General features: G+C 68.1%; 25 protein-coding genes. 14 read left to right on the forward strand and 11 right to left on the reverse strand.

From position 1 onward, the window contains the following. Together ACQPWU_RS23415 and ACQPWU_RS23420 are read right to left on the reverse strand one after the other, a co-directional pair. Positions 1-1,545 carry a beta-N-acetylhexosaminidase gene (locus ACQPWU_RS23415; protein ID WP_433443512.1) on the reverse strand — a complete coding sequence of 515 codons (1,545 nt, stop codon included), beginning with the start codon at positions 1,543-1,545 and terminating at the stop codon, positions 1-3. 406 nt (positions 1,546-1,951) lie between these two features. Beyond that, complete coding sequence (locus tag ACQPWU_RS23420; protein ID WP_433443515.1) at positions 1,952-2,182, reverse strand: DUF6289 family protein; 231 nt, start codon at positions 2,180-2,182, stop codon at positions 1,952-1,954. A gap of 681 nt (positions 2,183-2,863) precedes the next feature. Between ACQPWU_RS23420 and ACQPWU_RS23425 the strand changes: the two genes are divergently transcribed. Continuing rightward, the gene (locus ACQPWU_RS23425) at positions 2,864-4,558 is read left to right on the forward strand and encodes a DEAD/DEAH box helicase (protein ID WP_433443518.1); all 1,695 of its coding nucleotides are present in this window, start codon (positions 2,864-2,866) and stop codon (positions 4,556-4,558) included. Between the two features lie 43 nt (positions 4,559-4,601). On the opposite strand, the gene ACQPWU_RS23430 is transcribed toward ACQPWU_RS23425, so the two are convergent. Beyond that, positions 4,602-5,471, reverse strand: a complete 870-nt coding sequence (locus tag ACQPWU_RS23430; RefSeq protein ID WP_433445274.1) for an aldehyde dehydrogenase family protein — start codon at positions 5,469-5,471, stop codon at positions 4,602-4,604. A 145-nt stretch (positions 5,472-5,616) separates the two neighbouring features. Between ACQPWU_RS23430 and ACQPWU_RS23435 the strand changes: the two genes are divergently transcribed. After that, on the forward strand, positions 5,617-6,087 hold the full coding sequence (locus tag ACQPWU_RS23435; protein WP_433443521.1) for a GbsR/MarR family transcriptional regulator: 471 nt from the start codon (positions 5,617-5,619) through the stop codon (positions 6,085-6,087). A gap of 119 nt (positions 6,088-6,206) precedes the next feature. On the opposite strand, the gene ACQPWU_RS23440 is transcribed toward ACQPWU_RS23435, so the two are convergent. After that, complete coding sequence (locus ACQPWU_RS23440; RefSeq protein ID WP_433443524.1) at positions 6,207-7,493, reverse strand: extracellular catalytic domain type 1 short-chain-length polyhydroxyalkanoate depolymerase; 1,287 nt, start codon at positions 7,491-7,493, stop codon at positions 6,207-6,209. Positions 7,494-8,678: 1,185 nt separating this feature from the next. On the opposite strand from ACQPWU_RS23440, the gene ACQPWU_RS23445 reads away from it, so the two are divergent. The 3 genes from ACQPWU_RS23445 (at position 8,679) to ACQPWU_RS23455 (ending at position 12,261) form a co-directional block, all read left to right on the forward strand. Beyond that, positions 8,679-8,954: a cellulose binding domain-containing protein gene (locus ACQPWU_RS23445; RefSeq protein WP_433445275.1), complete on the forward strand. Its 276-nt coding sequence runs from the start codon at positions 8,679-8,681 to the stop codon at positions 8,952-8,954. Between the two features lie 126 nt (positions 8,955-9,080). Beyond that, complete coding sequence (locus ACQPWU_RS23450) at positions 9,081-10,571, forward strand: non-reducing end alpha-L-arabinofuranosidase family hydrolase (RefSeq protein ID WP_433443526.1); 1,491 nt, start codon at positions 9,081-9,083, stop codon at positions 10,569-10,571. A 655-nt stretch (positions 10,572-11,226) separates the two neighbouring features. Next, complete coding sequence (locus ACQPWU_RS23455) at positions 11,227-12,261, forward strand: cellulose binding domain-containing protein (protein WP_433443529.1); 1,035 nt, start codon at positions 11,227-11,229, stop codon at positions 12,259-12,261. Positions 12,262-12,412: 151 nt separating this feature from the next. Here ACQPWU_RS23455 and ACQPWU_RS23460 read toward each other — a convergent pair whose 3' ends face one another. From ACQPWU_RS23460 to ACQPWU_RS23475, 4 genes are read right to left on the reverse strand one after another with little or no spacing between them, the layout of a single operon-like run. Beyond that, on the reverse strand, positions 12,413-13,387 hold the full coding sequence (locus tag ACQPWU_RS23460; RefSeq protein WP_433443531.1) for a glycine betaine ABC transporter substrate-binding protein: 975 nt from the start codon (positions 13,385-13,387) through the stop codon (positions 12,413-12,415). Between the two features lie 49 nt (positions 13,388-13,436). Beyond that, positions 13,437-14,207 carry an ABC transporter permease gene (locus tag ACQPWU_RS23465; RefSeq protein WP_433443533.1) on the reverse strand — a complete coding sequence of 257 codons (771 nt, stop codon included), beginning with the start codon at positions 14,205-14,207 and terminating at the stop codon, positions 13,437-13,439. Next, positions 14,197-15,183 (reverse strand): ABC transporter ATP-binding protein, encoded by a 987-nt coding sequence (locus ACQPWU_RS23470; RefSeq protein WP_433443535.1) that lies wholly within the window; start codon positions 15,181-15,183, stop codon positions 14,197-14,199. Before ACQPWU_RS23470 ends, ACQPWU_RS23465 begins: the two co-directional genes overlap by 11 nt. Then, positions 15,170-15,823, reverse strand: coding sequence for an ABC transporter permease (locus ACQPWU_RS23475; protein ID WP_360705927.1), 654 nt, complete (start codon positions 15,821-15,823; stop codon positions 15,170-15,172). Before ACQPWU_RS23475 ends, ACQPWU_RS23470 begins: the two co-directional genes overlap by 14 nt. Before the next feature lie 123 nt (positions 15,824-15,946). On the opposite strand from ACQPWU_RS23475, the gene ACQPWU_RS23480 reads away from it, so the two are divergent. Beyond that, entirely contained in the window at positions 15,947-16,762 is an 816-nt protein-coding gene (locus ACQPWU_RS23480) for an IclR family transcriptional regulator (protein WP_433443538.1), read from the forward strand. Between the two features lie 255 nt (positions 16,763-17,017). Here the strand turns inward: ACQPWU_RS23480 and tnpA are convergent, their stop codons facing one another. Further along, positions 17,018-17,434: an IS200/IS605 family transposase gene (tnpA, locus tag ACQPWU_RS23485; RefSeq protein ID WP_433443541.1), complete on the reverse strand. Its 417-nt coding sequence runs from the start codon at positions 17,432-17,434 to the stop codon at positions 17,018-17,020. A 68-nt stretch (positions 17,435-17,502) separates the two neighbouring features. On the opposite strand from tnpA, the gene ACQPWU_RS23490 reads away from it, so the two are divergent. The 6 genes from ACQPWU_RS23490 to ACQPWU_RS23515 all read left to right on the forward strand — a co-directional run bounded on the left by ACQPWU_RS23490 (position 17,503) and on the right by ACQPWU_RS23515 (position 21,768). Next, positions 17,503-18,447, forward strand: coding sequence for an RNA-guided endonuclease InsQ/TnpB family protein (locus ACQPWU_RS23490; RefSeq protein ID WP_433445276.1), 945 nt, complete (start codon positions 17,503-17,505; stop codon positions 18,445-18,447). Further along, positions 18,413-18,850, forward strand: coding sequence for a zinc ribbon domain-containing protein (locus ACQPWU_RS23495; protein WP_433443544.1), 438 nt, complete (start codon positions 18,413-18,415; stop codon positions 18,848-18,850). Before ACQPWU_RS23490 ends, ACQPWU_RS23495 begins: the two co-directional genes overlap by 35 nt. After that, entirely contained in the window at positions 18,768-20,192 is a 1,425-nt protein-coding gene (locus ACQPWU_RS23500; protein ID WP_433443546.1) for a hypothetical protein, read from the forward strand. The genes ACQPWU_RS23495 and ACQPWU_RS23500 overlap by 83 nt, the downstream gene beginning before the upstream one ends. Before the next feature lie 223 nt (positions 20,193-20,415). Next, positions 20,416-20,769 (forward strand): hypothetical protein, encoded by a 354-nt coding sequence (locus ACQPWU_RS23505; protein WP_433443548.1) that lies wholly within the window; start codon positions 20,416-20,418, stop codon positions 20,767-20,769. Continuing rightward, the gene (locus ACQPWU_RS23510) at positions 20,676-21,065 is read left to right on the forward strand and encodes a hypothetical protein (protein WP_433443550.1); all 390 of its coding nucleotides are present in this window, start codon (positions 20,676-20,678) and stop codon (positions 21,063-21,065) included. The genes ACQPWU_RS23505 and ACQPWU_RS23510 overlap by 94 nt, the downstream gene beginning before the upstream one ends. A 217-nt stretch (positions 21,066-21,282) precedes the next feature. Beyond that, positions 21,283-21,768, forward strand: a complete 486-nt coding sequence (locus ACQPWU_RS23515; RefSeq protein WP_433443552.1) for a hypothetical protein — start codon at positions 21,283-21,285, stop codon at positions 21,766-21,768. A gap of 96 nt (positions 21,769-21,864) precedes the next feature. Here ACQPWU_RS23515 and ACQPWU_RS23520 read toward each other — a convergent pair whose 3' ends face one another. Both ACQPWU_RS23520 and ACQPWU_RS23525 read right to left on the reverse strand, forming a co-directional pair. After that, the gene (locus ACQPWU_RS23520; RefSeq protein ID WP_433443555.1) at positions 21,865-22,050 is read right to left on the reverse strand and encodes a hypothetical protein; all 186 of its coding nucleotides are present in this window, start codon (positions 22,048-22,050) and stop codon (positions 21,865-21,867) included. A 682-nt stretch (positions 22,051-22,732) separates the two neighbouring features. Beyond that, on the reverse strand, positions 22,733-23,368 hold the full coding sequence (locus ACQPWU_RS23525) for a DUF305 domain-containing protein (RefSeq protein WP_433443558.1): 636 nt from the start codon (positions 23,366-23,368) through the stop codon (positions 22,733-22,735). 594 nt (positions 23,369-23,962) lie between these two features. On the opposite strand from ACQPWU_RS23525, the gene ACQPWU_RS23530 reads away from it, so the two are divergent. Next, the gene (locus ACQPWU_RS23530) at positions 23,963-24,652 is read left to right on the forward strand and encodes a carbonic anhydrase (RefSeq protein ID WP_433443560.1); all 690 of its coding nucleotides are present in this window, start codon (positions 23,963-23,965) and stop codon (positions 24,650-24,652) included. 468 nt (positions 24,653-25,120) lie between these two features. Further along, complete coding sequence (locus tag ACQPWU_RS23535) at positions 25,121-25,843, forward strand: DUF998 domain-containing protein (protein WP_433443562.1); 723 nt, start codon at positions 25,121-25,123, stop codon at positions 25,841-25,843. Positions 25,844-25,910 lie beyond the last annotated feature (67 nt).

Below are 25,910 nucleotides of genomic sequence, written 5' to 3' on the forward strand. Positions count from 1 at the left end.
CTAAGAACCGGCAGGCCAGGCGATCTGCGTGGAGTGGTAGTAATTGACCCCCATGACGCGCCAGCGCGGTCCCTGCGCGCCCAGACGCTGCTTGAATGCGGTCCAGTCATGCGTGCTGTATGGCGACCACGCCAGCTCGGCCAGTGCCGGGAGGCGCGGGAACGCCATGTACTCGATGTCTGCCGAGGTCCTGATCGTCTCGGTCCACAGCGGCGCCTCCACGCCCATCACCTGGGAGGGCGGCAGGCCGGTGAGGTAGGCGCCGGGGTCCCAGCCGTAGGCGTCCCTGACCTCGATCGTCCCGGCCCAGGTCTGGCCGAGCGGGGTGCGCCGGTTGTACTTCATGTCCAGGTAGGCGCGGCTTGCCGGGGACATGATGACCTTCCTGCCCGCCGTGGCGACCGCCGTGTCGCGCTGGGTGGTGCCCCAGTACTGGGCGATCGTGGTGGGCAGCGGGGTGGCGTTGACGATGTCGTGCCAGCCGACGACCGTCTTGCCGTGGGCGGCGGCGATGTCCTGCGCCCTGTTCATGAACGTCTTGTAGTCGGCGGGCTGTGTCGAGCTGGCCTCGTCGCCGCCGAGGTGCAGGTAGGGGCCGGGGGTGATCGCGGCGAGCTCGCCGAGGACCTGGTCGACGAACGCGTAGGTGATCTCCTTGGACGTGCACAGGGAGCTGAAGCCGACGTCCGTGCCGGTGTAGAGGGGCGGGGCGACGCCGTCGCAGTTCAGCTCGGCGTAGGAGGCGAGGGCGGCGTTGGTGTGCCCCGGCATGTCTATTTCCGGAATTATCGTGATATTGCGGGCGGCGGCATAGGAGACGATCTCCTGGTACTGGGCCTTGGTGTAGTAGCCGCCCGGGTCGCCGCCGACGGCCGTGCTGCCGCCGTACGTGGCGAGCCGGGGCCAGGAGTCGATCACGATCCGCCAGCCCTGGTCGTCCGCGAGGTGCAGGTGCAGGTAGTTGATCTTGTAGAGGGCGATCTGGTCGATGTACCGCTCGACGGCCGCGACGGGGAAGAAGTGCCGGGCCACGTCGAGCATCGCGCCCCGGTACGGGTAGCGCGGCTGGTCCACGATCCGCCCGCCGGGCACCGGCCACGGCCCCGGCTGCACGGTGGTGCTGTCGGCCGCGTACGGGAGCAGCTGACGCAACGTCTGCACTCCGTTGAACAGCCCGGCCGGGCGGTTGGCCAGCACGGTGATCGCCGAGGTCGTCACGTCGAGCTGGTACGCCTCGTCGCCGCCGCTGACGCTGCCGAGCTGCAACGTGATCCCGTTTGCCGGGGGCGTGGTCACGATCGGGATCGGATAGCCGGTCGAGCGCCGCAGTTGCCGGGCGAGCTGGTCGCCGACCTCTGGCGCGTCGCTGTAGACGGCGGTGGAGGAGGTGATCTGGTACGTCACGCCCGCCGACGGGCTCGCGCCCGCGGGTGCGGGGACCACGGCATCGAAGGCCACGACCGACGCGGCCGTGGCACTCTGCGGGACGGATACGGAGCTGGCTAAGAGGATGACCAACACAGTCAGGGCGCTGCGGATCTTCATTGCCGCCTCCTGGGGGATTGAGACCACCATACGAAGGAGAGCGGTAGTAGTAAATAACCTTTCTTATCCAGCCACGTCGCCGAAAAGGCGCTCTGCCACCAGTACCTCGGGCACCGCGATCCCGCACGCTCGCATCAGCGGCGCCAACTCGGCGTCCCACGCGCGAAGTCGGCGTGACGCCGTCCAGCGCGCGCAGGAGGTGGATGGCGGCGCCGTCCGGCCACCCGGACGTGCGCACCATGGGCGGCCAGCCCGCGCCGAACCGCTGCCGGACGGCGCCGGCACGGTCGGCAACGTGTGTCACCGCCTCGGTACACCGACGGCCGCCTCGGATCGGGCGGTGAACCTACTCGGCGCCGAGCCGCGCTCGCGCGGCTCGGCGCCGAGGGTGATCAGGTGCAGGCGCTCAGCAGGGGGTCTCGTAGAACTCCGGATACGACCCGCGCCCGCCCACCCACGTCACATCCCCGACGCAGTTCTCGTACTTGATCCCTACCAGCGTGGTGTGGGCTGAGTCGCTGTAGTAGTACGTTTCGCAGTGGTAGTCGAGCATGCAGGCGCGGGCGTGCGCGGGCGAGCTGATGACGGTGAGGGTGCCGAGGGCGAGCAGGAGGGCTAACGATGCGCGGCGAATCATGAAGATCCTTCCTGAGGTGAGGAAGCGCTACTGCCCTCGATGATCGATCGCCGAAGCGAACGGATCAATAAGGTCAATACCGGTACTCAAAGGGTCAAAACGAATGTCAGGACGCGGCGGCCTCCAGCCCTGTCAATCGGCACCCGGAGGCGCTGTGGAGCGGCGGACGACCAGGCTCGGGGGCTGGTCAGCAGCCTGGGGGCTACTCCTTTCCCGCCGCGCAGGTCCAGCTCGACGTCGATCGGCTCGGCCGCGTCCAGGTGGCCCTTGCTCATCCGGACGGCACGAGTCCACCAAGGGCTGCTTGAACTGCGTGGAGGTGATTTTCGGAAGGTGCGGTGCCGTCTTCTGCCACGCCGTGAAGTAGCGGCTGATCGTCTGTATGTGAGAACGTTGTCGCCTGTCGGTGTGAGTCCGGTCGGGGCGATTGAGCCTGGCGCTCGGTCGCATGGCGGCCGGCTTGAGGCGTTCCCTGACCCTTGGCAAGGGTAGAGCTGCGGTGTTACGCGCGCTGGGACGGCGACGACCGCCGTGCCGGGCAGGGACGGGACTGCACCCTGATGCTCCCGCACCGGCCGGCCGCCGGACAGCATGTACAGGGGGGTCGGGGGCTTGGGTGCATCGAGGTCCTTCCCAGGAGATGACCGGCAGCAGGGGTGTGGAGTTTGTGAGGAGTCGGAGATGACCATGAATGCAACCGGCGGCGAGGCCACCTTCGCCGATCTGGGGCTCCGATCTGAGCTCCTGGACGTGCTGTCCGCTCTGGGATACGAGGAGCCCACTCCGATCCAGAGCGAGGCGATCCCGCCGTTGGTGGAGGGGCGTGATCTGCTCGGGCAGGCGGCGACGGGCACGGGGAAGACGGCGGCGTTCGCGTTGCCGGTGCTTCAGCGTATGCCGCAGCCCGGTGGTGATGCCGGGCCCGTGACGCTGGTGCTGGTGCCCACGCGTGAGCTGGCCGTTCAGGTCTCGGAGGCGTTTCATCGCTACGGCCGGATCATGGGTACGCGCGTCTTGCCGATCTATGGCGGAGCGCCCATCTACCGGCAATTGCAGGCGCTCAAGCGCGGGGTGGACGTCGTGGTCGCGACGCCGGGACGGGCCCTCGACCACATCGGCAGGGGGACGCTCAACCTGGAGGGGCTGCGTACCGTCGTGCTGGACGAGGCGGACGAGATGCTCGACATGGGGTTCGCCGACGACATCGAGGCGATTCTCGCGGCCACTCCCGAAAATCGCCAGACCGTGCTGTTCTCCGCGACGATTCCGCCGCGCATCGATGGGATCGCTCGCCGCCACCTGCACGACCCGGTACGGATAGAAATGGGGCATGCGGCGGCGGAGGGGCGCGAGGCGACGCCGCTGGTGGAGCAGAGCGCGTACCTCGTCGGCAGGGCGCACAAACCCGCAGCGCTCGGACGCCTTCTCGACATCGAGGCGCCGACGGCTGCGATCATCTTCTGCCGCACCCGTGAGGAAGTCGATCAGCTCACCGAAGCCATGAACGGGCGCGGCTACCGCGCCGAGGCGCTGCACGGTGGGATGGAGCAGGAGCAGCGCGATCGGGTGATGTCGCGGCTGCGGGCCGGGACCGCCGACCTGCTCGTCGCGACCGACGTGGCCGCCCGAGGCCTCGACATCGAACAACTCACCCACGTCGTCAACTACAACGTCCCGTCCGCACCCGAGGCGTACGTGCACCGCATCGGCAGGGTGGGTCGCGCCGGCCGCGAAGGGGTGGCGCTGACCTTGGTGGAGCCACGCGAGCACCGAATGCTCAAGGCGATAGAGCGGGTGACCAAGCAGCGGATCCCGGTGGAGAGGCTGCCGACCGTCGCCGACCTGCGGGCGCGCCGGATGGAGCTGACCCGTGCCGCGCTGGAGGAAAGCCTTCTTCAGGACGACCTTGAGCCCTTCCACGTCGTGGTCGAGTCGCTCGCCGATGAGTTCGACCTGATGGAAGTGGCGCTCGCCGCCGTCAAGCTGGCGCACGAGTCCAGTGGGGCCGCGCTGGACGAGCAGGAGATCCCCGAGGTGGCGCTGCGGACCGAGGACAAGCGGCGTGGGCGGCGGGAGCCCGCCCCGGCCGGCGAGCGCTACGGTCGCGCCCCGGCGGGTGGAATGGCACGCCTCTTCTTCAACGTGGGCCGCAGTGCGGGGATCAGGCCGCAGGATCTGGTCGGCGCGATAGCCGGAGAGTCGAGCCTGAGCGGGCGCGACATCGGCGCGATCGAGATCGCCGACCGGTTCTCGCTGGTGGAGGTGCCGCAAGCCGCGGCCGACGAGGTGATCGCCGCGCTCCGGCGAACCACGATCAAGGGAAGGCGGCCGACCGTCCGCCGCGAGCGTGACACGCGCGGCAGACGAACACGATGACGAACAGACCGCGACACCTCAGGGACACCCTTACGGGGAGGCGTCACCCGCCCGGGGCGGCCGGGACGGCGTGGATCGAGACGGGGCGGGTGGCCGCGTCGTAGGCCGCCCGGGACCCGGTCGCCCCCATGCCGCTGTCGCCGGCCGGCTCGTACAGCCGCTCGGGGCCGCCGCCCTGCCACTGATTGACCCACACGACACCGGCGGGGAGGCCATGAGCCGCGGCCATGTGCGCCGGGTCGTTGGTGTACACGGTGGCCGCAAGGCCGAAACGCGTTCCGGCCGCCCTCTCCAGGCCCTCCTCGACGGTGACCCTGCGCCCGGCGCGGGAGTTGATCGGGTACGGCGAGACCCCGCTCGCGTGCGGCGCGTTCACGTCGGGAGCCCAGGGGTGTCCGGCGGCGAGCGCCGCGGCGCACAGGGCGGAGTCCGCGCCGCCCCATCGGTCCCGCGGCATGCGGAAGATCGGGGTCGGCCCGCCACGCCCGTGGTACGGCTCGTCCCCGAACTCCTCGTCGTCCTCCAGCTTCGCGAAGTAGGGCAGCACGTCCTGCCACGACCAACCGGCGCACCCCGCCGCGGCCCAGTCGTCGAAGTCTTCCATCGGCGGGCGGATCGCGATCTGCCCGTTGATCGACGAACTGCCGCCGACGCCCCTGCCCCGCCAGTAGGGAGCCTGAGCCTGCTTGTCGGTCCGGGAGGAGTTGACACCCATCCAGACCAGGCCCTCGGTGGCACTGGGATCCAGCAGCGCGCGGACGGGGTTCGGTGACCGCCACGCCTCGTGCATCTGCGCCGAGCGGTAGTCGGGCCCGGCCTCCAGAAGCAGGACGCGCTTGCCCCGCTCGGCGGAGCGGACCGCGAGCGGCGCGCCGGCGGAACCCGCTCCCACGACGATGATGTCCCAGCCCATGCCTTTCACGGCGAACCTCCTGCATATGGCTCAGGGAGCGCGGCTCCCGGAATACCCGGACCGCTGTTAGCCGGTAGACTGCCCTCAGCAGAAAGTTCAGTCAATAGTGAAAGTTCATTTTTTTCTGAACGAATGGAGCCCGGTGGTGTCCAGCCCCGTCGATGACCATGCGGACGCGCTGATCGACGACTTCGGTCTGCACATCGGCGCCGCGATGGGTTGGCCGCCCATGGCCGGGCGCGCCGCGGGCGTCCTGATGCTCAGCGAGGCGCCCATGACGATGGTTGACCTGCAGGAGGCGCTGAACGCGAGCAAGGGCTCGGTGTCGGAGACGACACGCCTGCTGATGGTCAGCGGAACTGTGCGGCGGTTCAAGGAGCCGGGCTCCCGGCAGTACGTGTACGAGTGGCGCGACGACGCCTGGATCGGCTGCCTGCAGCACCAGCTGGAGCAGACGACCGAGCTGCTGACGCTGGCCGAGAACGCGCAGACGCACGCGGCAGACCTCCCCGAGCGGCAGCGCGCGCGCCTGCGGGAGATGCATGAGTACTACACCTTCATGGTGCGGCGCCTCGACGCGCTGCTGGGGGAGTACAAGGCGGTCCGCGCACGGTAGCACCGTCCCCCGGCCTCGGGTCCGGGGCGGTGGTTGCGCTGTTGGTTCGGGTTCCCGCTGTCGAGGAACCCGAACCCCGACCGTCGATCCGTTGGTTGAGATTGTTGCCGATCAGCTCGTCAGGAAAGGGTGCAAGCGGCTCCGTTCAGGGTGAACGCGGCGGGTTTGGCGGTGTTGCCGGTGTGATTGGCCTGGAACCCGATGGAGGTGGAGCCGCCTGGCGCCAGCGAGCCGTTGTAGCTGAGGTTCTTCGCGGTGATCTGGCCGCTGGTGGGCGTGTACGTGGCGCTCCACCCGGAGGTGATGGTCTGTCCGCTGGGGAGGGTGAAGACCAGGGACCAGCCGTTGACGGCGGCGGAACCGGTGTTGGTGATCGTGATGTTCTCGGTCAGCCCGGTGTTCCAGGCGCTGATCGTGTCGCTGACGCGGCAGGCGCCCGTGCCACCGCCGGGTGGTGGGCTGGTCGGCGGCGGGGTGTTCCCGTCGAGGCCGAGGAACGAGATGGCATAGGCCAGCATGCCGCTCATCGGCAGGTCGTGGCCGACGCCACTGACGCTGACTCCCTCGATGGTCGCCTGGGTTCCGGTGCTGCCGTACCGGGTCCGGGTCCAGGCCGACTGCGGGTGGTCGGTGAACGCGGGGGTCTGACTCAACCCGTGCAGGTTGGTCCACTGCTTGATCTCTTCCCCGAAGTTCGGGTAGGCCAGCGTGGTGTCCGTGGTGCCGTGCCACAACTGCATCCGCGGATAGCGGCCCGTGTATCCCGGATACATCGTCCGGGCCTGGTCGCCCCACTGTTGCGCGGTCTTGATGAGGTTCCCGCCGGAGCACTGGCTGTTCCACAGGGATCCGTTCGTGGTGGCGAAACACCCGGCGGGTACGCCGGAGAACGCCGCGCCGGCCGCGAACACGTCCGGGTATTCGGCGGCGAGCACATTGGTCATCATCGCGCCGGAGGAGAAGCCGCTGACCACGATCCGTGCGGGGTCGACGTTGTAGCGTTGCCGGGCGTAGGCCACCATCGACATGATGCCGGTCGAGTCGCTGCCGCCGTCGCGCTTGAGCGCGGCCGGCGTGGACACGTCGAAGCAGTGGCCGTCCCGGGTGGCTTCGGGCAGCACGATGATGTACCCGTACCGGTCGGCCGCGGTGACGTAGTCGTGGCCGTTCCAGTTGAAGATTCCGCTGGCCGAACCCCCGCAGTAGTGGACCAGGACCAGCATCGCCGGCTGGGCCGCGACGTTGTCCGGGACGTAGGTGTACATGTTCAGGTTTGTGGGGTTGGTGCCGAAGTTGGTCACCTGGGTCAGCGACGCGGCCCCGGCGGGCCGGACTCCAAGGAGGACGCTCGCGGCGACCAGCGGTATGGCAGCGGCCGCGAGGATGGCTTTGAGCCTCTGTTTCACGGCATGTCCTTTCTTCTTCGCGGATGGGTTGCCCATGAAGCACGGCCGGCGCTCAGGGCGCCGTTGGAGCCGCCGGCCGCGACCGTCACTTCGGCTTGGAAGCCGCCCGTCCATTGGCCGGCGATCGCGTACGTGGCCGAGCGTGACGTGCCGCCTGGGGGCGGGCTGGGCCGCCGCCGGCCTGACGGCCAGGTAGCCGGCACAGAAGGTGCATGAGTTCTCCCGAGAACGTGTGAAGAAAGGTCGCTTACATTGCCGACGTCGGATGCCGGGATTGTCCGTGACCACCTGCTGGGTGTCCGGGGTGTGCCAGTGGCGACCGGTCTGGCCTCATCCAGCAGGCCGATTGACATCCCTTGTTAGCGTTAACACTTGACTTGTGGAATCGAGACCCCTTTCTGCGCAGGGTGGTGGTACGGCGGAGCAAATACGACGCGGCGAAGTCCGGTCAAGGCTCCGGCCTCTCTCCGATCAGGTCCTCTGTCCGTAGGGACGCGCCTGAGCTGTCCCTATGAGGGAGGAATCCGATGGTGCACAAGTCGTCCCGTCTTGAAACTTTCAGAAACAATGCCTCCGGGGGTGGTGAGTCTTACCGAGCTTTGTGTAGCCGGAAAGGCCGCATTTGTCCGAAAATTTCGGGAAACTTTCGAGTCGTTGATCAGGGAGAATCGACGACAAGTCAGGCGGGGAACGCCGAAACTATCGGCGAATACTTGACAGTTGTCGTAGTGATTTCCACACTTGGTCTCCAACTGGCCTCCTGCCGGGGTGGTGGTGAGCGGCAGGTGCCGCCGTCTGTGACGCGGTCCGGCGATGGACCGCGTTCGATGCGGCGGCGTCCCCGCATACCCGTCATCGGTTCAGCATTGGAGGCCAAGACATGGGTGAAGCAGCCATACCCGCACGCCGAGCTCGCCGCCGTTCCCACAAGGTGCTGGCCGCCGGCGCCATCGGGGCGGTCGCGCTCCTGGTGATGTCCGCCCCCGCCGACGCCGCCGGCACCCTTGGCGCGGCCGCCGCCCAGAGCGGCCGCTACTTCGGTGCGGCGGTGGCGGCCGGCAGGCTTGGCGAGTCGGCGTACGCGACGACCCTGGACAGGGAGTTCAACACGCACTCAACAGCGCCGGCCCGAACCCCACCTCGACCCCCACGCCACCTCCCGCTACGGGGGCGTGCTCGGCCACGATCGAGACCACCAACAGCTGGCAGGGCGGATTCCAGTCGACGGTGACCGTGCGCGCGGGTAACTCCCCGGTCAACGGCTGGACCGTGCGGTGGACCTGGCCCGGCGGGCAGAACATCAGCAGCCTCTGGAACGGCGCGCTGACCGTGTCCGGCTCCACCGTGACCGTCGGCAACGCCTCGTACAACGGCTCCATCCCGGCGGGCTCCACCACCACATTCGGCTTCACCGCCAACGGCGCCGCGGCCACCCCGACCGCAACCTGCACCAGCCCCTGACCCCTCCGCACCCGGTTCGCAGCAGCAGGGTCGCCCTCCGGCGACGACCACAGAGGATCACACCGGCGTTCCCTCCTGGGCCGCGGGCCTAGGGGGACGGACGCAAAACATGATGAGGAGACCTAAATGCCCCTACATTGGCGAGCACGGACGTCGTGGCGCTCCGCCGCCACACCCACGCCGCCGCCTCGACCGGCCGTACGCCGCAGGCACGCGATCACTGCGGTCGTGCTCCTGATGATGGCGGCGATAGGGCTGCTGAACGCGCGGACCGCACAGGCCGCCGTCGCGTGCCGGGTCGGCTACACCATCGCCTCACAGTGGAACACCGGCTTCACCGCCAACGTCACCATCAACAACCTGGGCGACGCGATCAACGGCTGGCGGTTGACCTGGTCCTTCGGCGCCGGCCAGCAGATCACCCAGATCTGGAACGCCTCCCAGTCCCAGTCCGGGTCGTCGGTGACGGCGAGCAACCTCAGCTACAACGCCGCCCTGCCATCCGGCGGCAGCGCCTCCTTCGGGTTCAACGGATCGTGGAGCGGCTCCAACCCGGCGCCCACCGCGTTCTCGCTGAACGGCGTGGCCTGCACCGGCAGCCCCGGTGAACCCACCCCGACGCCGACGCCCACCCCGACCCCGACCCCGCCGGGCGGCACCGGGACGCTTCCCACGAGCTTCCGATGGCACTCCAGCGGCGCGCTGATCGCCCCGAAGCCGGACGCCACCCACAACATCGCGGGCATCAAGGACCCGTCGGTCGTCTACTACAACGGCAAGTGGCACGTGTTCGCGAGCACCGCGAACTCGTCCGGCTACAACCTGGTCTACACGAACTTCACCGACTGGTCCCAGGCCGGATCCGCCCCGCAGTACTACCTCGACCAGAGCGGCATCGGCACCGGTTACCGGGCGGCTCCGGAGGTGTTCTACTTCGCCCCCCAGAACAAGTGGTACCTGGTCTACCAGACCGGCAACGCCTCGTACTCCACCACCACCGACATCAGCAACCCCCGCTCGTGGAGCGCGCCGCAGCACTTCTACTCCGGCATGCCCGACATCATCCGGCAGAACATCGGCAACGGCTACTGGGTCGACATGTGGGTGGCCTGCGACAACGTCAACTGCTACCTGTTCTCCTCCGACGACAACGGCCACCTCTACCGCTCGCAGACCACCGTCGCCAACTTCCCCAACGGCTTCTCCCAGCCGGTCATCGCCATGCAGGACGCCAAGAACAACCTGTTCGAGGCCAGCAACGTCTACAAGGTCAAGGACACCAACCAGTACCTGCTGATCGTCGAGGCCATCGGCAGCGACGGCAAGCGCTACTTCCGCTCCTGGACCTCCACCAGCATCGGCGGCTCGTGGACGTCGCTGGCGGCCAGTGAAAGCAACCCCTTCGCCCGGGCGAACAACGTCACCTTCGACGGCACGGCCTGGACCAGGGACATCAGCCACGGCGAGATGATCCGCGACGGATACGACCAGACCCTGACCATCAGCCCCTGCAACATGCGCTACCTCTACCAGGGCCTGGACCCCAGCGCGGGCGGCGACTACAACTCCTTGCCCTGGCGGCTCGGCCTGCTGACCCAGACCAACTCCACCTGCTGACCCCGCCACCTTCCCGGCGAAGGCCGCCTCCGGTGCGAGGGGACTCGACCCCCGCGCCGGAGGCCTCGGCCAGAAAACTCACGCTTCCGATCAAGGCACGGAATACGGGCGAGCCGGTCCAGCCGCCGGTGGCGTCGTCGAGGGGGCGGATGTCACGTTGGGCGCGGCACATCGCGACCGTGCCATCCAACGGCCCGCCCGGGGTCCAGTGTGGAAAGCGTCCCGAAAGGTGTCAATAATGACCCGAAATATTTCGGTCACACGTGGTGGTTGGGCCTGCCATGTCTTGAACCCCATATGGGGCGGGTCTTGGGGGTGTCGCCAGGGACCGGCACCCGAAACGTTTCGAGCTCTTCTCATGGCTGCCGGCATGAAATTTTCATCTCCCGTCCGGCATGGGCCGCATTCCACGGCCAGGTGAGAGCGTCGGGACGACGAGGGGAAGAGTTCGGTCGGCGGGCGAGCGTATTGACGTATCCGCATATGTCGGTGTTCGCTCCACGTGCGCTCGAAACCGCACGCGAAAGGGAGCCGGCGTTCCGGGACCGCAGCCCTTGTTAACGCTCGCAGGATTCGGCCTGAACCTGCTCCTGATCTCGTTGAGCACATCGGTTCGCCCGGCGCACTCGTCGCGGAGAAGGGAACGGAGACATCCATGGTGAGGACGACGCGCCTGCTGAGCGGTCTGGTCGCCGTGCTGGCGCTGCTCGTGGCCACGGTTTACGCCACGCGTGCGGCCGACGCGGAGTCGAACGGCGGCGTGCGGGTGATGCCGCTCGGCGACTCGATCACCGACGGGCTCACCGTGCCGGGTGGCTATCGCATCGATCTGTGGCAGAAGCTGGTGACCGCCGGCTACCGGGTCGACTTCGTCGGATCCCTGTTCAACGGGCCGTCGAGTCTGGGCGATCACGACCACGAAGGCCACTCGGGATGGCGCATCGACCAGATCGACGCCAACATCGTGACCTGGCTGCGCACCTACCAGCCGCGTACGATCCTGCTGCACATCGGCACCAACGACATGTACCAGAACCCGAACGGCGCGTCCTCCAGGCTGGGCACGCTCATCGACCACATCACCGGCAGCGCACCCGACGCCGAGGTGTTCGTGGCCACGATCATTCCCCTCAGCGGGGCCGACGCGACCGTCAGGAGCTTCAACTCGGCGATCCCCGGCATCGTACAGACCAGGGCCGCGGCCGGTCGCCACGTCCACCTGGTCGACATGTACAGCGCACTGACCACCGCGGACTTGGCGGACGGCGTCCACCCCAACGCCGGCGGCTACAGCAAGATGGCGAACGTCTGGTACAACGCGCTCCGCTCGGTTCCCGGCAGCCTGGAGGGGACCCCCACGCCGACTCCGACGCCTCCGGGGCAGGGCGGCGCCTGTACCGCGGCCTACCGGACGGTCAACACCTGGAGCGGCGGCTTCCAGGCGGAGGTGACCGTACGCAACAACGGGTCGGCGCCGCTGAACGGGTGGACGGTGGGCATGACCCTGACGGCGGGGCAGTCCGTCACCAACCTCTGGGGCGGCGTCGCCACCGGCACCAGCGGCGCGATCAGCGTTCGCAACGCCTCCTACAACGGCGTCCTCGCGGCAGGCGGCACCACGACGTTCGGATACGTCGCCGGCGGCAACGGCGCCACCGCGCCCGCCGGGATCGGCTGCTCCAGCCCCTGACTTCGATGAACCCGCAGGCACGGATGCCGAACTGGAACGCCGATCCCTCGGGACCTGCAAGCCCTGACCAGGCCGCCGTCCTCCTCCTTGCGCCCAGGGGGAGGACGGCCGCGCCGGTTCGGAAGCCGGCTATCCGCGACGTTCGCGGCCGTCAGGTCTTGTCGGCGCCAAGGAAGCCTTCCTTACCCAGCCAGTCGGCGGAGACCTTGGCCGGCTCCTCGCCGTCGACGTCGATGCGGGCGTTGAGCCGCTGCATGGTGGCGTCGTCCAGCTTGGCGATCACGGGCTGGAGCACCTTCTCAAGCGCCGGGTACTTGTCGTACGTCTCCTGGCGCAATGTCACGGCCGCGTTGTAGATCGGGAAGAACTTCTTGTCGTCCTCCAGGACGGTGAGGCCGAGCGCGGCGATGCGGCCGTCGGTGGTGAACACCTCGCCGAAGTTGCACGTCTGGCCCTTGTCCGTCTCGGTGTAGACGACGCCGGTGTCGAGCAGGCTGACGCGGTCCTTCGGGATGGTCATGCCGTACGTCTTGGAGAGGCCGGACAGCCCGTCGTCACGAGTGGAGAACTCGGTCTCGATGCAGACCGTGACCTCTTGGGGCTTGGTCCTGGCCAGCTCGGCCACGTCCGAGAGCGTCTTGACACCCAGCTCCTTGGCCTTCTCGGAGCGGATGGCCAGCGCGTAGGTGTTGTTCAGGGGAGTGGGCCCGATCCAGTGGATCTTGTTCTTCTGCAGGTCCGCCTCGGCGGTGGCCTTGAACTGCTTGGCCGAGTCCTGGATGGGTGTGGTGTTCTTGAGGTGCTCGATCCAGCCGGTGCCGGAGTACTCCCAGTACAGGTCGATCTCGCCCGACTCCAGGGCCTTGCGGTTCGGTACGGTGCCGCCGAGGTTGGTCTTGTCGACGACCTCGGCTCCATGCGCCTTGAGCAGCTGTACGGCGATGTTGCCGAGCACGATGTTCTCGGTGAAGTCCTTGGAACCGATGACGAACTTGGCGCCGGCCAGTTCGTTACCCGCGCTGGAGGCTTCGACGGCGTCGGCGGAGCCGCACGCGCTCACGGTCGTCACGGTCAACGCCGCTGCGGCGAGCAGGGTGAACGTCTGTCGAAGGGGGCGGGAGATCATTACAGGGACACCTCTTGATATGTGATCGGGAACTGGCGGATGGGGAAGTTCACATGCCGCGCGGCTTGAGCAGTTTCTCTGCGAGGCCGCCCAGCCAGTCGATGAAGAAGGCGATGCACGCGGTCAGCACACCGCCGACGATGGTCACGGGCATGCGGTTCAGCTTGAGCCCGTTGATGATGAGCTCGCCGAAGCCGCCGGCGGCGACGAACGCGCCCAGAGTGGCGACGCCGACGGTCAGCACGAGCGCGGTACGCAGCCCGGCCAGGATCGCGGGCACGGCGAGCTTGAGCTCCACCCGGCGCAGGACCTGGCCCTTGGTCATGCCCATGCCGCGGGCGGCCTGGATGAGGGCCGGATCGACCTGCTGCACGCCGACCATCGTGTTGCGCAGCACCGGGAGCACGGCGTACGCGACGAGGCCGACCAGCGCGGTCTGGAAGCCCACGCCCATCAGGAACGTGCACAGCACGAGCAGGCCGATGCAGGGGACCGCCTGGCCCAGGTTGCCCACGGTGAGGATGGCCGGCGCGATGAACCGGTTCCTGGCCCGGGAGGCCACCACGCCGAGCGGGATCGCGATGACCACGACGAGGGCCGTGGCGGCGAGCGTCATCTCCAGGTGCTCGACGGCCTTGGCCAGGATCACCGACCGGTTGAGGCTGCGCTGCTCGATGGAGTCGAGCTCCAGCGTTCCGATCCAGACGTACAGCGCGGCCAGCGCGACGCAGATGGCGGCGGGCGTGATGACGTGGCGAAGGCCGCCGGCGGTACGCGCCACGGCCCGGGCCGGGGCGGCGGCCAGCGTTTCAGCGGTCACTGGAGACCGCCTCCTCGGGCCGGCTGCCTACGGCCGCGCACAGCGTGGCGTAGGTGAGCACGCCGGCGGGCGAACTGCAGCGATCGGTGCCGTGCGCCAGCATGAGGTCCAGTGCCTCTCGCAGGCTCGCGTCCACGGTGATCTGCGGCAGAAGGCTGTCCGGCAGCGAGCTCGTGACCGGCACGTCCGCCACGCGCAGCAACGCGAGCCGCTTGAGCGTGGCGTCCTGGCCGATGAAGCCCGCGACGTAGTCGTCGGCGGGATTGCTCAGGATCGCCGCGGGCGTGTCGTACTGGGCGATGTGCGACCCTTCTCGCAACACGGCGATGCGATCACCCAGCTTGATGGCCTCTTCGAAGTCGTGGGTGACGAAGATGATGGTCTTGCGCAGCTGTTTCTGCAGCTTGACGAACTCGTTCTGAAGGTGCTCGCGGGTGATCGGGTCGGTGGCCCCGAACGGCTCGTCCATGAGCATCACGGGCGGGTCGGCGGCCAGCGCCCGGGCGACGCCCACGCGCTGCTGCTGGCCGCCGGAGAGCTGGCGCGGGTATCGGTCGTGGAAGGCCGACGGCTCCAGGCTCACCAGCGCCAGCAGCTCCTCGACCCGCTCGGCGATCCTTGCCCGCGGCCAGCCGAGCAGTTTGGGGACCATGCCGATGTTCTGGGCGATGGTCAGGTGCGGGAACAGCCCCACCTGCTGGATGGCGTACCCGACGTGCCTGCGCAGCTCGTCCGGGTCCAGGGTCAGCGCGTCCTCGCCGCCGATGCGGATCTCGCCCGAGGTGGGCTCGACCAGACGATTGATCATTTTCATGGTGGTCGTCTTGCCGCAGCCCGACGGCCCGACGAAGACGACGAGCTCCCCGGCGGGGATGTCCATGCTGACGTGGTCGACCGCTGGGGCCGGCTGGCCCGGATAGCGCTTGGTCAGCGAGCGCAGCTCGATGCGTACGCCCTCGGATTCACGGTCGAACACGAAGCCCCCTCGGGGTGGTCAGCTGGTGGACGGCGAAGAAGAACAGGTCGAACAGGACGGCGATGATCACGATGCCGAGCGTTCCCGCGAGGGTGGCGTTGAGTGAGTTCACCGATCCGAGCCGGGACAGTCCCTCGAAGATCTGCGTGCCCAGGCCGGGCCCGTCGACGAAGGCGGCGACGGCGGCGATCCCGATCATCATCTGCGCCGATATGCGTATCCCGGCCAGGATCAGCGGCCAGGCCAGCGGCAACTGCACCCGCAGCAGCAGCCGCGGACGGCTCAGGCCCATCCCGCGGCCGGCCTCGACGGTGGCCGCGTCCAGGCCGCGCAGCCCGGTGACCGTGTTGCGGATGATCGGCAGGAAGGCGTACGCGGTGAGGGCGACCAGCGTGGATCCCCAGCCGAGCCCGGTGATGGGGATGAGCAGGGTGAGCAATGCGAGCGAGGGGACCGTCAGGATCGCCGCGGAGATCGTGATCGAGCCACTCCGCGCTCTCGGGGAGTCGTAGGTGAGCAGTCCGATGCCGACCCCGACGACGGTGGCGACGGCGATGGCGATCATCACGACCAGGGCGTGCTCGGCGGCTGCCAGCGAGAGGGTGTCCCAGCGTGAGGCCACGTACTCGCTGAAATTCATGGTGCTACCGCCTTCGCTACGCTTGCATGAGTACGCAAACGTACGCTAACTGTTGCGGTCAGTGCAAAATAAGGTGCAATCAGTGCAACGGTAGTGCAATACTTCTGTCACGAACGGATGGGGATGAGCGAGAAGCCGCCAGTGTCGTCGGCCGGGTTGCGCCGGGACATGGAAATCCTCGATGTGCTCGCTGGTCACGGCGATGGCCGGGATGCTGACGGGTTCGGGGTCAGCTGGATCGCGCAACGGCTGGGCAGGGAGAAGAGTCAGGTCTCCCGAGCTCTGCGCGCACTCGAGCTCGAGGGCATGGTCGAACGGGATCCGCTCACCCGGCGCTACCACCTCGGATGGCGGTTGTTCGCGCTCGCCGCCAGGACCCAGCAGTCCCGGCTCGTCCAGGTGGCCGCGCCGTTCCTGCGACGCCTGGCCGCCGCCTTCGACGATGACGCCTATCTCTGCGTGCTGCGCGGCAACAGGGTCCTGACGCTGATGTCAGTGCCGTCATCGCGGGCTCACCACCGGGTCTGGGAGGGGGTCTCGGTGCCGGTGATCATGGCGGCCGCGGGACGATCGCTGCTCGCCGAGTGGGATGACCGTCAGGTCCTGGCGCTCCTGCGGGCCACCCTGCCCTCCGGGCTGGACACCGCGGTCGGTAGTGAGGAGAAGTGGCTGGCCGATCTCGCCCATGTGCGTTCGGCCGGTTACGCGATCTCGGACGTCGAGCTGGACGACAGTACCGCCGGGGTGTCGGCGCCCGTGCGGGACCACCGGGGACTGATCACGGCGGCGATCAGTGTGTCCGTCACGCGTGCGGCCCCGTCGGACCGCCTGCACGAGATGGGCGGCGCCGTGCTGAAGGCCGCACGCGAGCTCTCGGTCGCGCTGGGCCTGCCGCCCACGGGACAGCTGGCGACAGCCGAGAGCGACGAGAGCCTGTAGTCCCCGCCACACGGTCCAGGCGATCCGCCGGGAATCAGCCCCAAGGCCAAGGCAGGCAGCTGGGTGCATCAGAACGGCGTCCCCGGCCTGCTCAACGTGGACGAGCGCACGCCCGGCGGCACCGGGGAGGGCGTCTACGCCGCCAGCTACCGAAGGTCCGCAGAAAGCCTCGGACTTCAGGCCGGGGATGTATGCGGTCCCCTTTTGGGGGATGGCGCGCCGTGGGTGGGCATCCTGGAGCGTGGACCTGGAACCTCAGGTGGGGTGGCGCTGCTGTTCGATGTACTGCCTGATGATCGATAGTGGCGCTCCGTCGCAGGAGGCGGCGAGGTAGCTGGGTGACCAGAAGGGGCCGTGCATGATGGCGCGGTTGAGCCGGCCGGTGAATTCCTTGCGCAGGTAGTGGGAGGAGACGCCCTTCAACGCGTTGACGAGTTTGCTGATCGAGACTTTGGGCGGGTAGTGGATGAGTAGGTGGACGTGGTCGTGTTCGCCGTTGAAGTCGCGGAGTTCGGCCTCGAAGCTGTCGCATACCTCGATCATGATGTCTTGGCAGCGGCGCAGCATCGCGTCGTCGAACACGTTTCTGCGATATTTGGTGACAAAGACCAGATGGACGTGCATCGCGGAAACCACGTGCCTGCCTCGTCGATATTCCACTTCCTGGCTCATAGACCGGATGATAATGTGTTCGAGTCGGTGAGCCGTGAGCGTCCCATGGGAGACGGGGGGTGTTGCGCATGTTGGCGGGCCGGAAGTACCGCCTGGAGTTCGACTTCGGGCAGCGGGCGTTCGCCGAAAGGCTGGGCGGGATCTGCCGGGCCGTGTGGAACACCGGTCTCGAACAACGGCGGGAATACCGGCGGCGCGGGGAGTGGATCACCTACGCCGAGCAGTGCAGGCAACTCGCCGAGGCGAAGAAGGACCCGTACTGCGACTGGCTCGCTGACGCCCCCGCCCAGGTGATCCAGCAGACCCACCAGCAGACCCTCAAGGACCTGGACCAGGCGTGCCGCAAGCATGGCACGTGGAAGGTGCACTGGAAGTCGAAGGCGAAGTGGCGGCCGTCGTTTCGGTTCCCCACCGCCAAGCACCTGCCCGTAGAGCGGATCGCCCGTAAGTGGGGGCGGGTGTTCCTGCCCAAGTTCGGGTGGGCGCGGTTTCGGATGTCGCGCCCGCTCGCAGGGACCGTCAAGTCCGCGACCGTGTCCTGGGACGGCAAGCACTGGTTCATCAGCTTCCTGCTCGAGGATGGGATCATCGAGCGTGAGGAACACGCGTGCCCTCAATGGGTGGGCGTGGACCGGGGGGTGGTCACGGCCGCCGTGACCTCAGACGGGGAGTTCTTCGACCGCCGCCACGCCGGAACCGGCGGTGTCTCCTCCAGACAGCTGCCACGGGAGACGCAACAGGACCGGAAGGACGACCTGGGGTATCTCACGCCCGGCCAAGCGGAACGGTATCTACGGCTGCAACGCCGACTCGCCCGCACAAAGAAGGGATCGAAGCGGCGCAAGACGGTCATGGCCGCGATGAGTGAGATCATGCGGCGAGTCCGGTGGCGGCGCGCTGACTTCAACGCCCAAGCCGCGCACCGGCTCACCCGCAGGTACGGGCACGTGGTCATCGAAGACCTGAAACACCAAGGGCATGAGCGCGGCCGTCAAGCCCAAGCCCGACCCTGACCGGCCGGGCAGGTTCCTGCGAAACGGCGCGGCGGCGAAATCCGGGCTCAACAAGGCGATTCTCGACAAGGGCTGGTATGGCCTGGAAGTCGCCCTTCGCTCCAAGGCACGCTACACCGGCAGCGCCATCCATAAGATCAACCCCGCGTACACGTCCCAGACGTGCCCGGAACCTGTGTGCGGGAAGGTGGAGGAGAAGAGTCGCAAGAGCCAAGCGATCTTCTCCTGCACTTCTTGCGGGCACACCGAGCACGCCGACATCGTCGGGGCGAGGAACATCAAGAGCAAAGGACAGGCGGCCGGGCTGGTCGTCTCAGGGCGTGGAGACCCACCCGGGTCCGCGAAACGTCAAGCACCCCGTTCCACAGCACGGGCCGCGCACGCGGCACGAGCTGCCGCATAGTGGCACGGGAATCCCCGTCCCTTCAGGGCGGGGAGCAGGTCAATGGGCCGGGTACGCCCACCGCACCGGCGACTACTCGCGCGACTTCGCCCACCAGCTGGCCGGGGCCCACATCCTCGGCCTGGACCAGGAGAACAAGAACATGCTCCGGTCCTTCGCCGCCTCGGCGACCGAGGAGCACAAGTACTACCCGGTCTGGGCGCTGAACTTCGACGCCAAGACCTACCTGGCCATCGACTACCGCTCACCCACCAACTTCGTCCGCGAGGTGCCCGCCACGTTCGAGCTGGTGGAGAAGGCCAACCAGGCGTTCAGATGGACCGGCGACCGGGACTATCTCGACGACCCGGTGTTCTGGTCCTACTACCAGCACGCGACCGGCGACTTCGTCACCCTGCACGACGGCCAGATCCCCAACGGCCCCGTCCAGGTCGCCGAGGGCACGGGGAAGGGAATCTTCCAGGGCGCGGCCAGCTACAACGAGGTCAGCGGCGAGCCACTGGCCGAGGCCGGCGACGCGATCGGCGCCCAGTACCAGGCGTACCGGGCCCTGGCCGAGCTCGCCCTCGACAAGCGCGACCTCAGCACGTCGCGCAAGGCGGCCGAGCAGGCCCGCGATCTCAAGGCGTACTTCAACCAGACCTGGAGCGTGAAGCCGGGCTCCGGCGAGTTCGTCCGCGCGTACACGGTCGACGGGACCCCGCTGACCGGCTTCGGCAAGGAGAACAGCTGGTTCATGCCGATGAAGGGCATCATCGACGCCGGGCCGCGCAACGACGCGTACCTCGACTTCATCGATGCCGAGGCGACCGGCGCGGGGCGGCCGCGCAACATCGAGGCGATCACGTACCTGCCCGACACGTTCTTCAGGCACAACCGCAACGAGACCGCCTGGAAGTGGATGAGACACATCTACGAGCAGCGCGGGACCGGGCACGTCAACAGCCGCCAGGGACTGAACGGCGACTACCCGGAGGTGCCGTTCACCCTGGTCAGCCAGACGGTCGAGGGGCTCATGGGCATCCAGCCGGACGCGCCCCGGCACACCGTCGCCACCCAGTCGCGCCTGCCCGCCGACATCGGCTGGCTCCAGGTGGCCGGCGTGCCCGTGGGCGACGGCACGGTGACCGTACGGCACGACGGGCACACGTCCACGACGTTCACCAACGGGTCGCGCACGCCGCGCGTCTGGGAGGCCCGCTTCCAGGGGGAGCACCGGCGGCTCGAGGTCAACGGCCACCGCGTCCTCGGTCTGCCCAAGGTGATCGACGGCGTCAGGTACACCGTCGCCCTGGTGCCGGTGCTCGGCGGCCGCACCGCCACCGTCAAGGTCGCGAGCTGATCGGGACTCGGTCACGGGCCCCCGACGGAAGAACAGCGAGACCTCCTTTGCCGCACGGTGCCCGGCTGCTCCGGGCGGCTTGACACGAACACCGCGGCGGGGGCGTGCCGGCTCAGGCGGCCCGCCCCCGCACCCGACTCGTATCTGACCCATGCGTCCCGGGACCCTACGTGCAGGGATGTGCGCACGCCGACCGGCAGCGCCGCGACCAGGGGTTGGCGCCATGCGTCGAATCATCCCCGCTCTCGGGCTGGCCCTGCTCTCTCCGCTGGTCGCCGAGTTCCTGCTCGGCGACTTCCCGATCACCCACCTCACCTACCTGATCCTGCTCGCCCCCACGTACGGCGGCGCCACGGTGCTGATACGTGAGACGGCACGGCGGGCGGGCCTCGGCTGGCCGAGCATCGTGCTGATGGCGCTTGCCTACGGCGTGTCAGAGGAGGGGATCATGACGATGTCCTCTTCAACCCCGACTACGCGGGGATGCGGCTACTCGACAGCGGTTACATTCCCGCGCTGGGCATCGGAGTGCCGTGGACACTGTTCGTGCTGGGCCTGCACACGGTGTGGAGCGTGAGCGTGCCGATCGCGCTGGCGGAGGAACTGGCGGGCGAGGCGCGCACGACGCCGTGGCTGGGCCGGGTCGGCCTGGCCGTGGCCGCGGTCCTGGCTGTGCTGGGCGCCGCGGTGACGACGTACGGCACCTATCGGGACAGCTCCTTCATCGCGTCCGTGCCGCAACTGGTGTCCATCGTGGTGATCGTGATCGCGCTCGCGGCGCTCGCCTTCCGGCTGCCCCGCCGTATGCTCAGGGTCGATCGGCAGGCGCCCTCACCCTGGCTGGTACTCGGAGTCACGCTGCGGTCAACCTGATCAGCCACATCGTCTTCGGGCTCGGCGCGGTGCTCCTGCTCGTACTGGCCGCACGCCGTGCCGGCGCCACCGCGGTGCAGAGCCGACAGTCGAACACGTAGGAACCACACGTCAGAGCGGACGGTCCAGGCGGCGCGGGCAGCCCCGCCGCCGCACCCCACCTCGTCGCCCTCGTGCGCACGGGCGTTCCGGAATCAAGCCTGGAACCATGACAGCCATGAAACGAGTCGTGATCCTGGGGCGTGGCGGTTCAGGGAAGTCGACCCTCGCGGCCCGTCTGGGCGCAATCACCGGACTCCCCGTCATCGAGCTGGACAAGCACTTCTGGCGCCCAGGTCTTGAAGCGACGCCTCCCGACCGGTGGGTTGCCATCCAAGGTGAACTCGTCCAGGCCGAGGCTTGGATCATGGATGGCGACCTCGGCCCCTACGACGTCCCCGACGTCCGGCTCCAAGCCGCGGACACCGTGATCCTGCTGGACTTCTCGTTCTGGCGCTGCGCCTGGCGAGCGATCCGACGCTCCCGGCAACGCGCCGACTTCTGGCTTTGGGTCTGGGCCTACCGGCGCCGGAGCCGGCCGCTCCTCCTCTCCGCGATCGCCGCTCACGCAGGTGATGCGAAGTTGCACGTGATCCGGAATCCGCGCGCGCTGAGACGCTTCATAGCGCAAGTCACGACCGGTCAGTCTTCGGGCCGACCGTAACTACATCTATGGCAGCCAAACACCAGCGCCACACCACACAACCTCGTCTGATATTCGTGCTCGGCCTCGCGATCCATCTCCTTGACGTACTGGGCGTCAGGGCCTGGTCTCGCTGCCGGGGCGGCAGCGGCGCACGTAATAGGCGTAGGTCAGCGCGAGCAGTATGGGGCCCCAAAGACCCAGCGGGCTGACGCATACCTTGGCCAGGATCTCCCACCAGATGTTCTCATAGGCGATGCCGTCAAGGGCGCCGATCCATGTGAGCACCATCTCCACCGACACCACAGACAGGATCGCCCCCCGGCTGCTGCCGGAATGATCACAGCCATCGGCCGGATTTGCCGGCCGCCGACGAACGGGATCCAGTTCGGGACGACCTCCCCCCAGCGGCGCACCAGGCCGATGCTCAGCAACGCCGCCAGCTCCGAGAGCACGCTGAGCCCGAATACGTACGGAACGCTGATCCACAGCGATGGCATGTCCGTATCGTTGATCTGGCCCATCTCGAAGTCGAAGGCGAACGGGAGCCGCCAGATGCAGGAGGGTAGCAACAGCAGCGGAAGCAAATGGGCAGCGCGCAGCGCCCAGCGAGGGACGTACCGCTCGGTGTCGCTGTCGGCAGGAGCCGTGTGCATGAACTTGATCGCCATGCTTTTACCATCTTCAAGCGGCGACCCCAAACAATCACGCGGGCGGGTGAACAGTTTCCCCCGCTGGGGGGAGACCGGTCAGCCGGCGGTCGCGGGCGGCCCAGGATCGGATGGTGGCGAGCCTCCCGGGTTGATCGCGAGGAGGTAACGGGCCCGCGCAGGCGTGCCTGCAGGTCTTCTTCCCCCACCTGACCGAGCCGGTCGTCGAGGAACTGGTTGATCACGGCGGCTATGTGCCGGTCAAAGCACGGACAGGCGGGATACCCGTCAACCACGCGGCCGGCGCACGCCAGCAGGGCCACCTGCAGAAGGAACTAGGCGTGTCCCTGCTCGACGCTCATTGCCTGGAGCCGCCTCATTGTCTCCATCTGCGCCGACTGGGTGGAGATGATCGAGGTGGCCAGGTGCTTTGCCGGTGTGTAGGCGCCGTGGACGCGCTCATCCTTGGCCATGCTGATCGCTCCATGAAGATGTTTGATCATCGTCTGCAGGTAGGCTCGATCGAAGACCGTGCTGTGCAGCCGGGCGAAGTGCTGCAGATCCGTGCCGGAGATCGATCCCGGCAGTCCGCGTTCCAGGGAGTTGCTCTTCGCGCCAGGCACCTTCGTGCCAGGGACCTTCGCGCCCCATGTGGTGAGCCAGCCGCTCATCGTCTTGATCTGCGCCATCTGAGCGACCTCGATCTGCGCGGCGATCCCTTTGACCTGGTCGCTGAACGCGCGGCCAGGCACCAGCATGGCCAGGGCCACCGTCTCGCGGTCGTGCAGGGTCATCCTCTCGGCGAACATCACGTCCTGGCGGTTGTGGCCGGCCGTGTTGCCCGAGACGGGAGCCAGCGCTGTGACCGCCGCTGACGCCCTCGCGGTCAGTGCGGCATTCGGCGAGCCGCAGGCGGCCACCAGCGATCCCACCACGGCGAACACGGCCGCCGACATGGCAACGCCGTGCACGCCAAGACGCTCTTTCTGCCGGATGCCGGTGGCCGAGTGGGACCGGCCATCCCGGAGACGCCACGGCCGTATGCCTACCGCGACGGTTGCAGCCGCACGGCCGGACCGGGCCGCCCCGCGAGTCGGTGCGCATCTGCGCATATTGTTACCGTATCTCCAATTTCACCTGCTCCCAGCAAGGGGCAAGTCCGGCGCAGGAAGATCACCCAAACTGACGTCGGCGGTGCCGCGTGTCAATGGCGTAGACGCAGATGCAGACGCGAAATGCCGTGGTCGCGGGTCAAGCTCACCACGTGACGAGCTCCACCGTCGGCCACAGTAGCGGCAGCCTCGTCAGCGGCAAGCACTCGCAGGGAAACCCAGGCACCACGGCACTCCCCTCCATAGCGCCGGCAGGACACCTTGCCGAGGCGAGGCGTCCCGAGATGAGCGCTGTCTCGGCGCAGTATGCGTGCGGCGACGGGGGCGGACGGAGGACTGAGGGGAAGCCGGCCATGGGGACGGCCACACCTCTAGGAATACCGTCCCCGGGCTGGATCCATATCCGCCCGCCTGGCGATGGTGCGAGCGCTCGGCATACTGCATACTGTATCCATGCTGGAGAAGATCATGAATCGCCGTACCATGTTGGGCGCCACCGGGCTGGCGGCTGGAGGGCTGCTCTTAGACGGCGGGGCGGCACACGGCCTCACGTGGACCGCCCGTCGGCCCGCCGCCCCCGACGAGGCTTGGGCCAGGCTCAGGGAAGGCAATCGGCGCTGGGCCGCCGATGCCTCGATCCGCCCCCACCAGGACCTCGCCAGACGGGCCGAGGTCGGCCGGCGGCAGGAGCCGTACGCGGTGGTCGTCTCCTGCATCGACTCCCGGGTGGCTCCGGAACTGGTCTTCGACGCGGGGCTCGGCGACCTGCTGAGCGTACGCAGCGCGGCCCAGACGATCGACCCGCTCGTATCGGGGGCCGTCGAGTACGGTCCGGCCGAACTGGGCACCCCCTTGATCGTGGTGCTCGGCCACCAGCGCTGCGGGGCGGTCACGGCCGCCGCGCACGCGCTGCACGAGGGCACCACGCTTCCTGGCGACCTCCAGCGCATCGTCGAAGCACTCCGCCCCGCCTATAAGAGCGCCCGCGGCGACGTGGACAAAATGATCAAGATCAACAGCACCCAGGCCGTGGCAAGGCTGAAAGCCGGCAAGCTACTCGCACCACGCATCGCCCGCGGGCAACTCAAGATCGTGGGTGCGTACTACTCCCTTGACACCGGGCAGATCACCCGCCTGGTCTAGGATCGCTCGCGTCGCCCGTCCGCCGCGCGCGCGTGAGGCCCGACCGCGAGCGGTTGCACCACGCCAGGACCTCGCGAGGCCGTCACGCTCGACGGCGGCGCGCAGACCGTGCTCGGCCGCTTGCCGCGAATCCTCCACCACGCGCGCGCTACCTGTTCACCCAGTCCATGCCCACCTGCGCCGCGACGGTCATGAACACGATCCCGGCCATGCGCTCCGCTTCGCACGCGGGGCTGCGTGGCATCTCGGCGAGGTCAAGCGGCGATAGCCTCAGGAGCGGCGACCTCGCCAGTATCGGACGAGAACGCGCCCGCATCCTCCTGAACGAGGATCTGTGGCGTCACCGTCCGGTCGTACTCCTACCACCTGAGTGCTAACCAGGATGGAGTACGAGACCGGCCGGCAGGAGGTGCGGATCCGGCCACATGAACGAGGTGCGACGAGGGCTATGACCCGCAGGCTGACGACATGAGCACCCCAGAGATGACGTCCGCGGTCGCCACGTCCAGCGCGGCCCGCGATGCCAGGTCGCCCGGACGGCTTGGCCGGATGCTCGCCGGCACCTCGCTGGCGTGGGTCGCCTGCGCGCTCGCCACCGCGGTCGCGAGCGAGCTGGGGCGGCCCGGCCGCGTCGACATGATCGGCCCCACATTCAGCGAACTGATCTTCACCGGCCTCGGCGCCCGCCTGGTCGGGATCACAATGCTCGCCCTCGCGTTCGCGTCAGTTTGCGTGGTATTCGCGCTCATCGACGGCCGCGCGCCGGCCGACCGCCTGTCCCTGACATTCATCGCCGCATGGACCATCGGGCTGGTGCTGGCCGCGATCTTCCCGATGACTCCGGTGGGGGCGCCTCCGGTCTGGTACGACGCGCTGCACCGCTACGTCGCCCTGGCTGGACTCGTCTGCCTGCCGCTGGCCGGGCTGCGGCTGGCCCGCGGGTTCCGGGCCGATCCGGGCTGGCAGCGCCTGGCGGCCCCCGTACGTGTGTTGTCGGCGGCGAGTCTCGTCGGCGTCGCCGCGTTCCTGTGCACCTTCATTCCCGTCGACGACCCCGTGTGGCTGCTCGGTGCCAGGCAGTACAGCGGCATCACCGAACGCGTGCCGCTCGCCGCCAACACCTTGCTGCTGGCCACGCTGGGGGCGGCACTGCGCCGCCGGGCACGTCCAGGCCCGGAATCAATGCCATAAAACAGTCGTCACAGAGACGGGTTTCGGTACATGATCGGGACCATGGATCTTCCCGTACATCCTCTCG

It is taken from the genome of Nonomuraea sp. CA-141351 (assembly GCF_050944675.1).
GTDB lineage: Bacteria > Actinomycetota > Actinomycetes > Streptosporangiales > Streptosporangiaceae > Nonomuraea.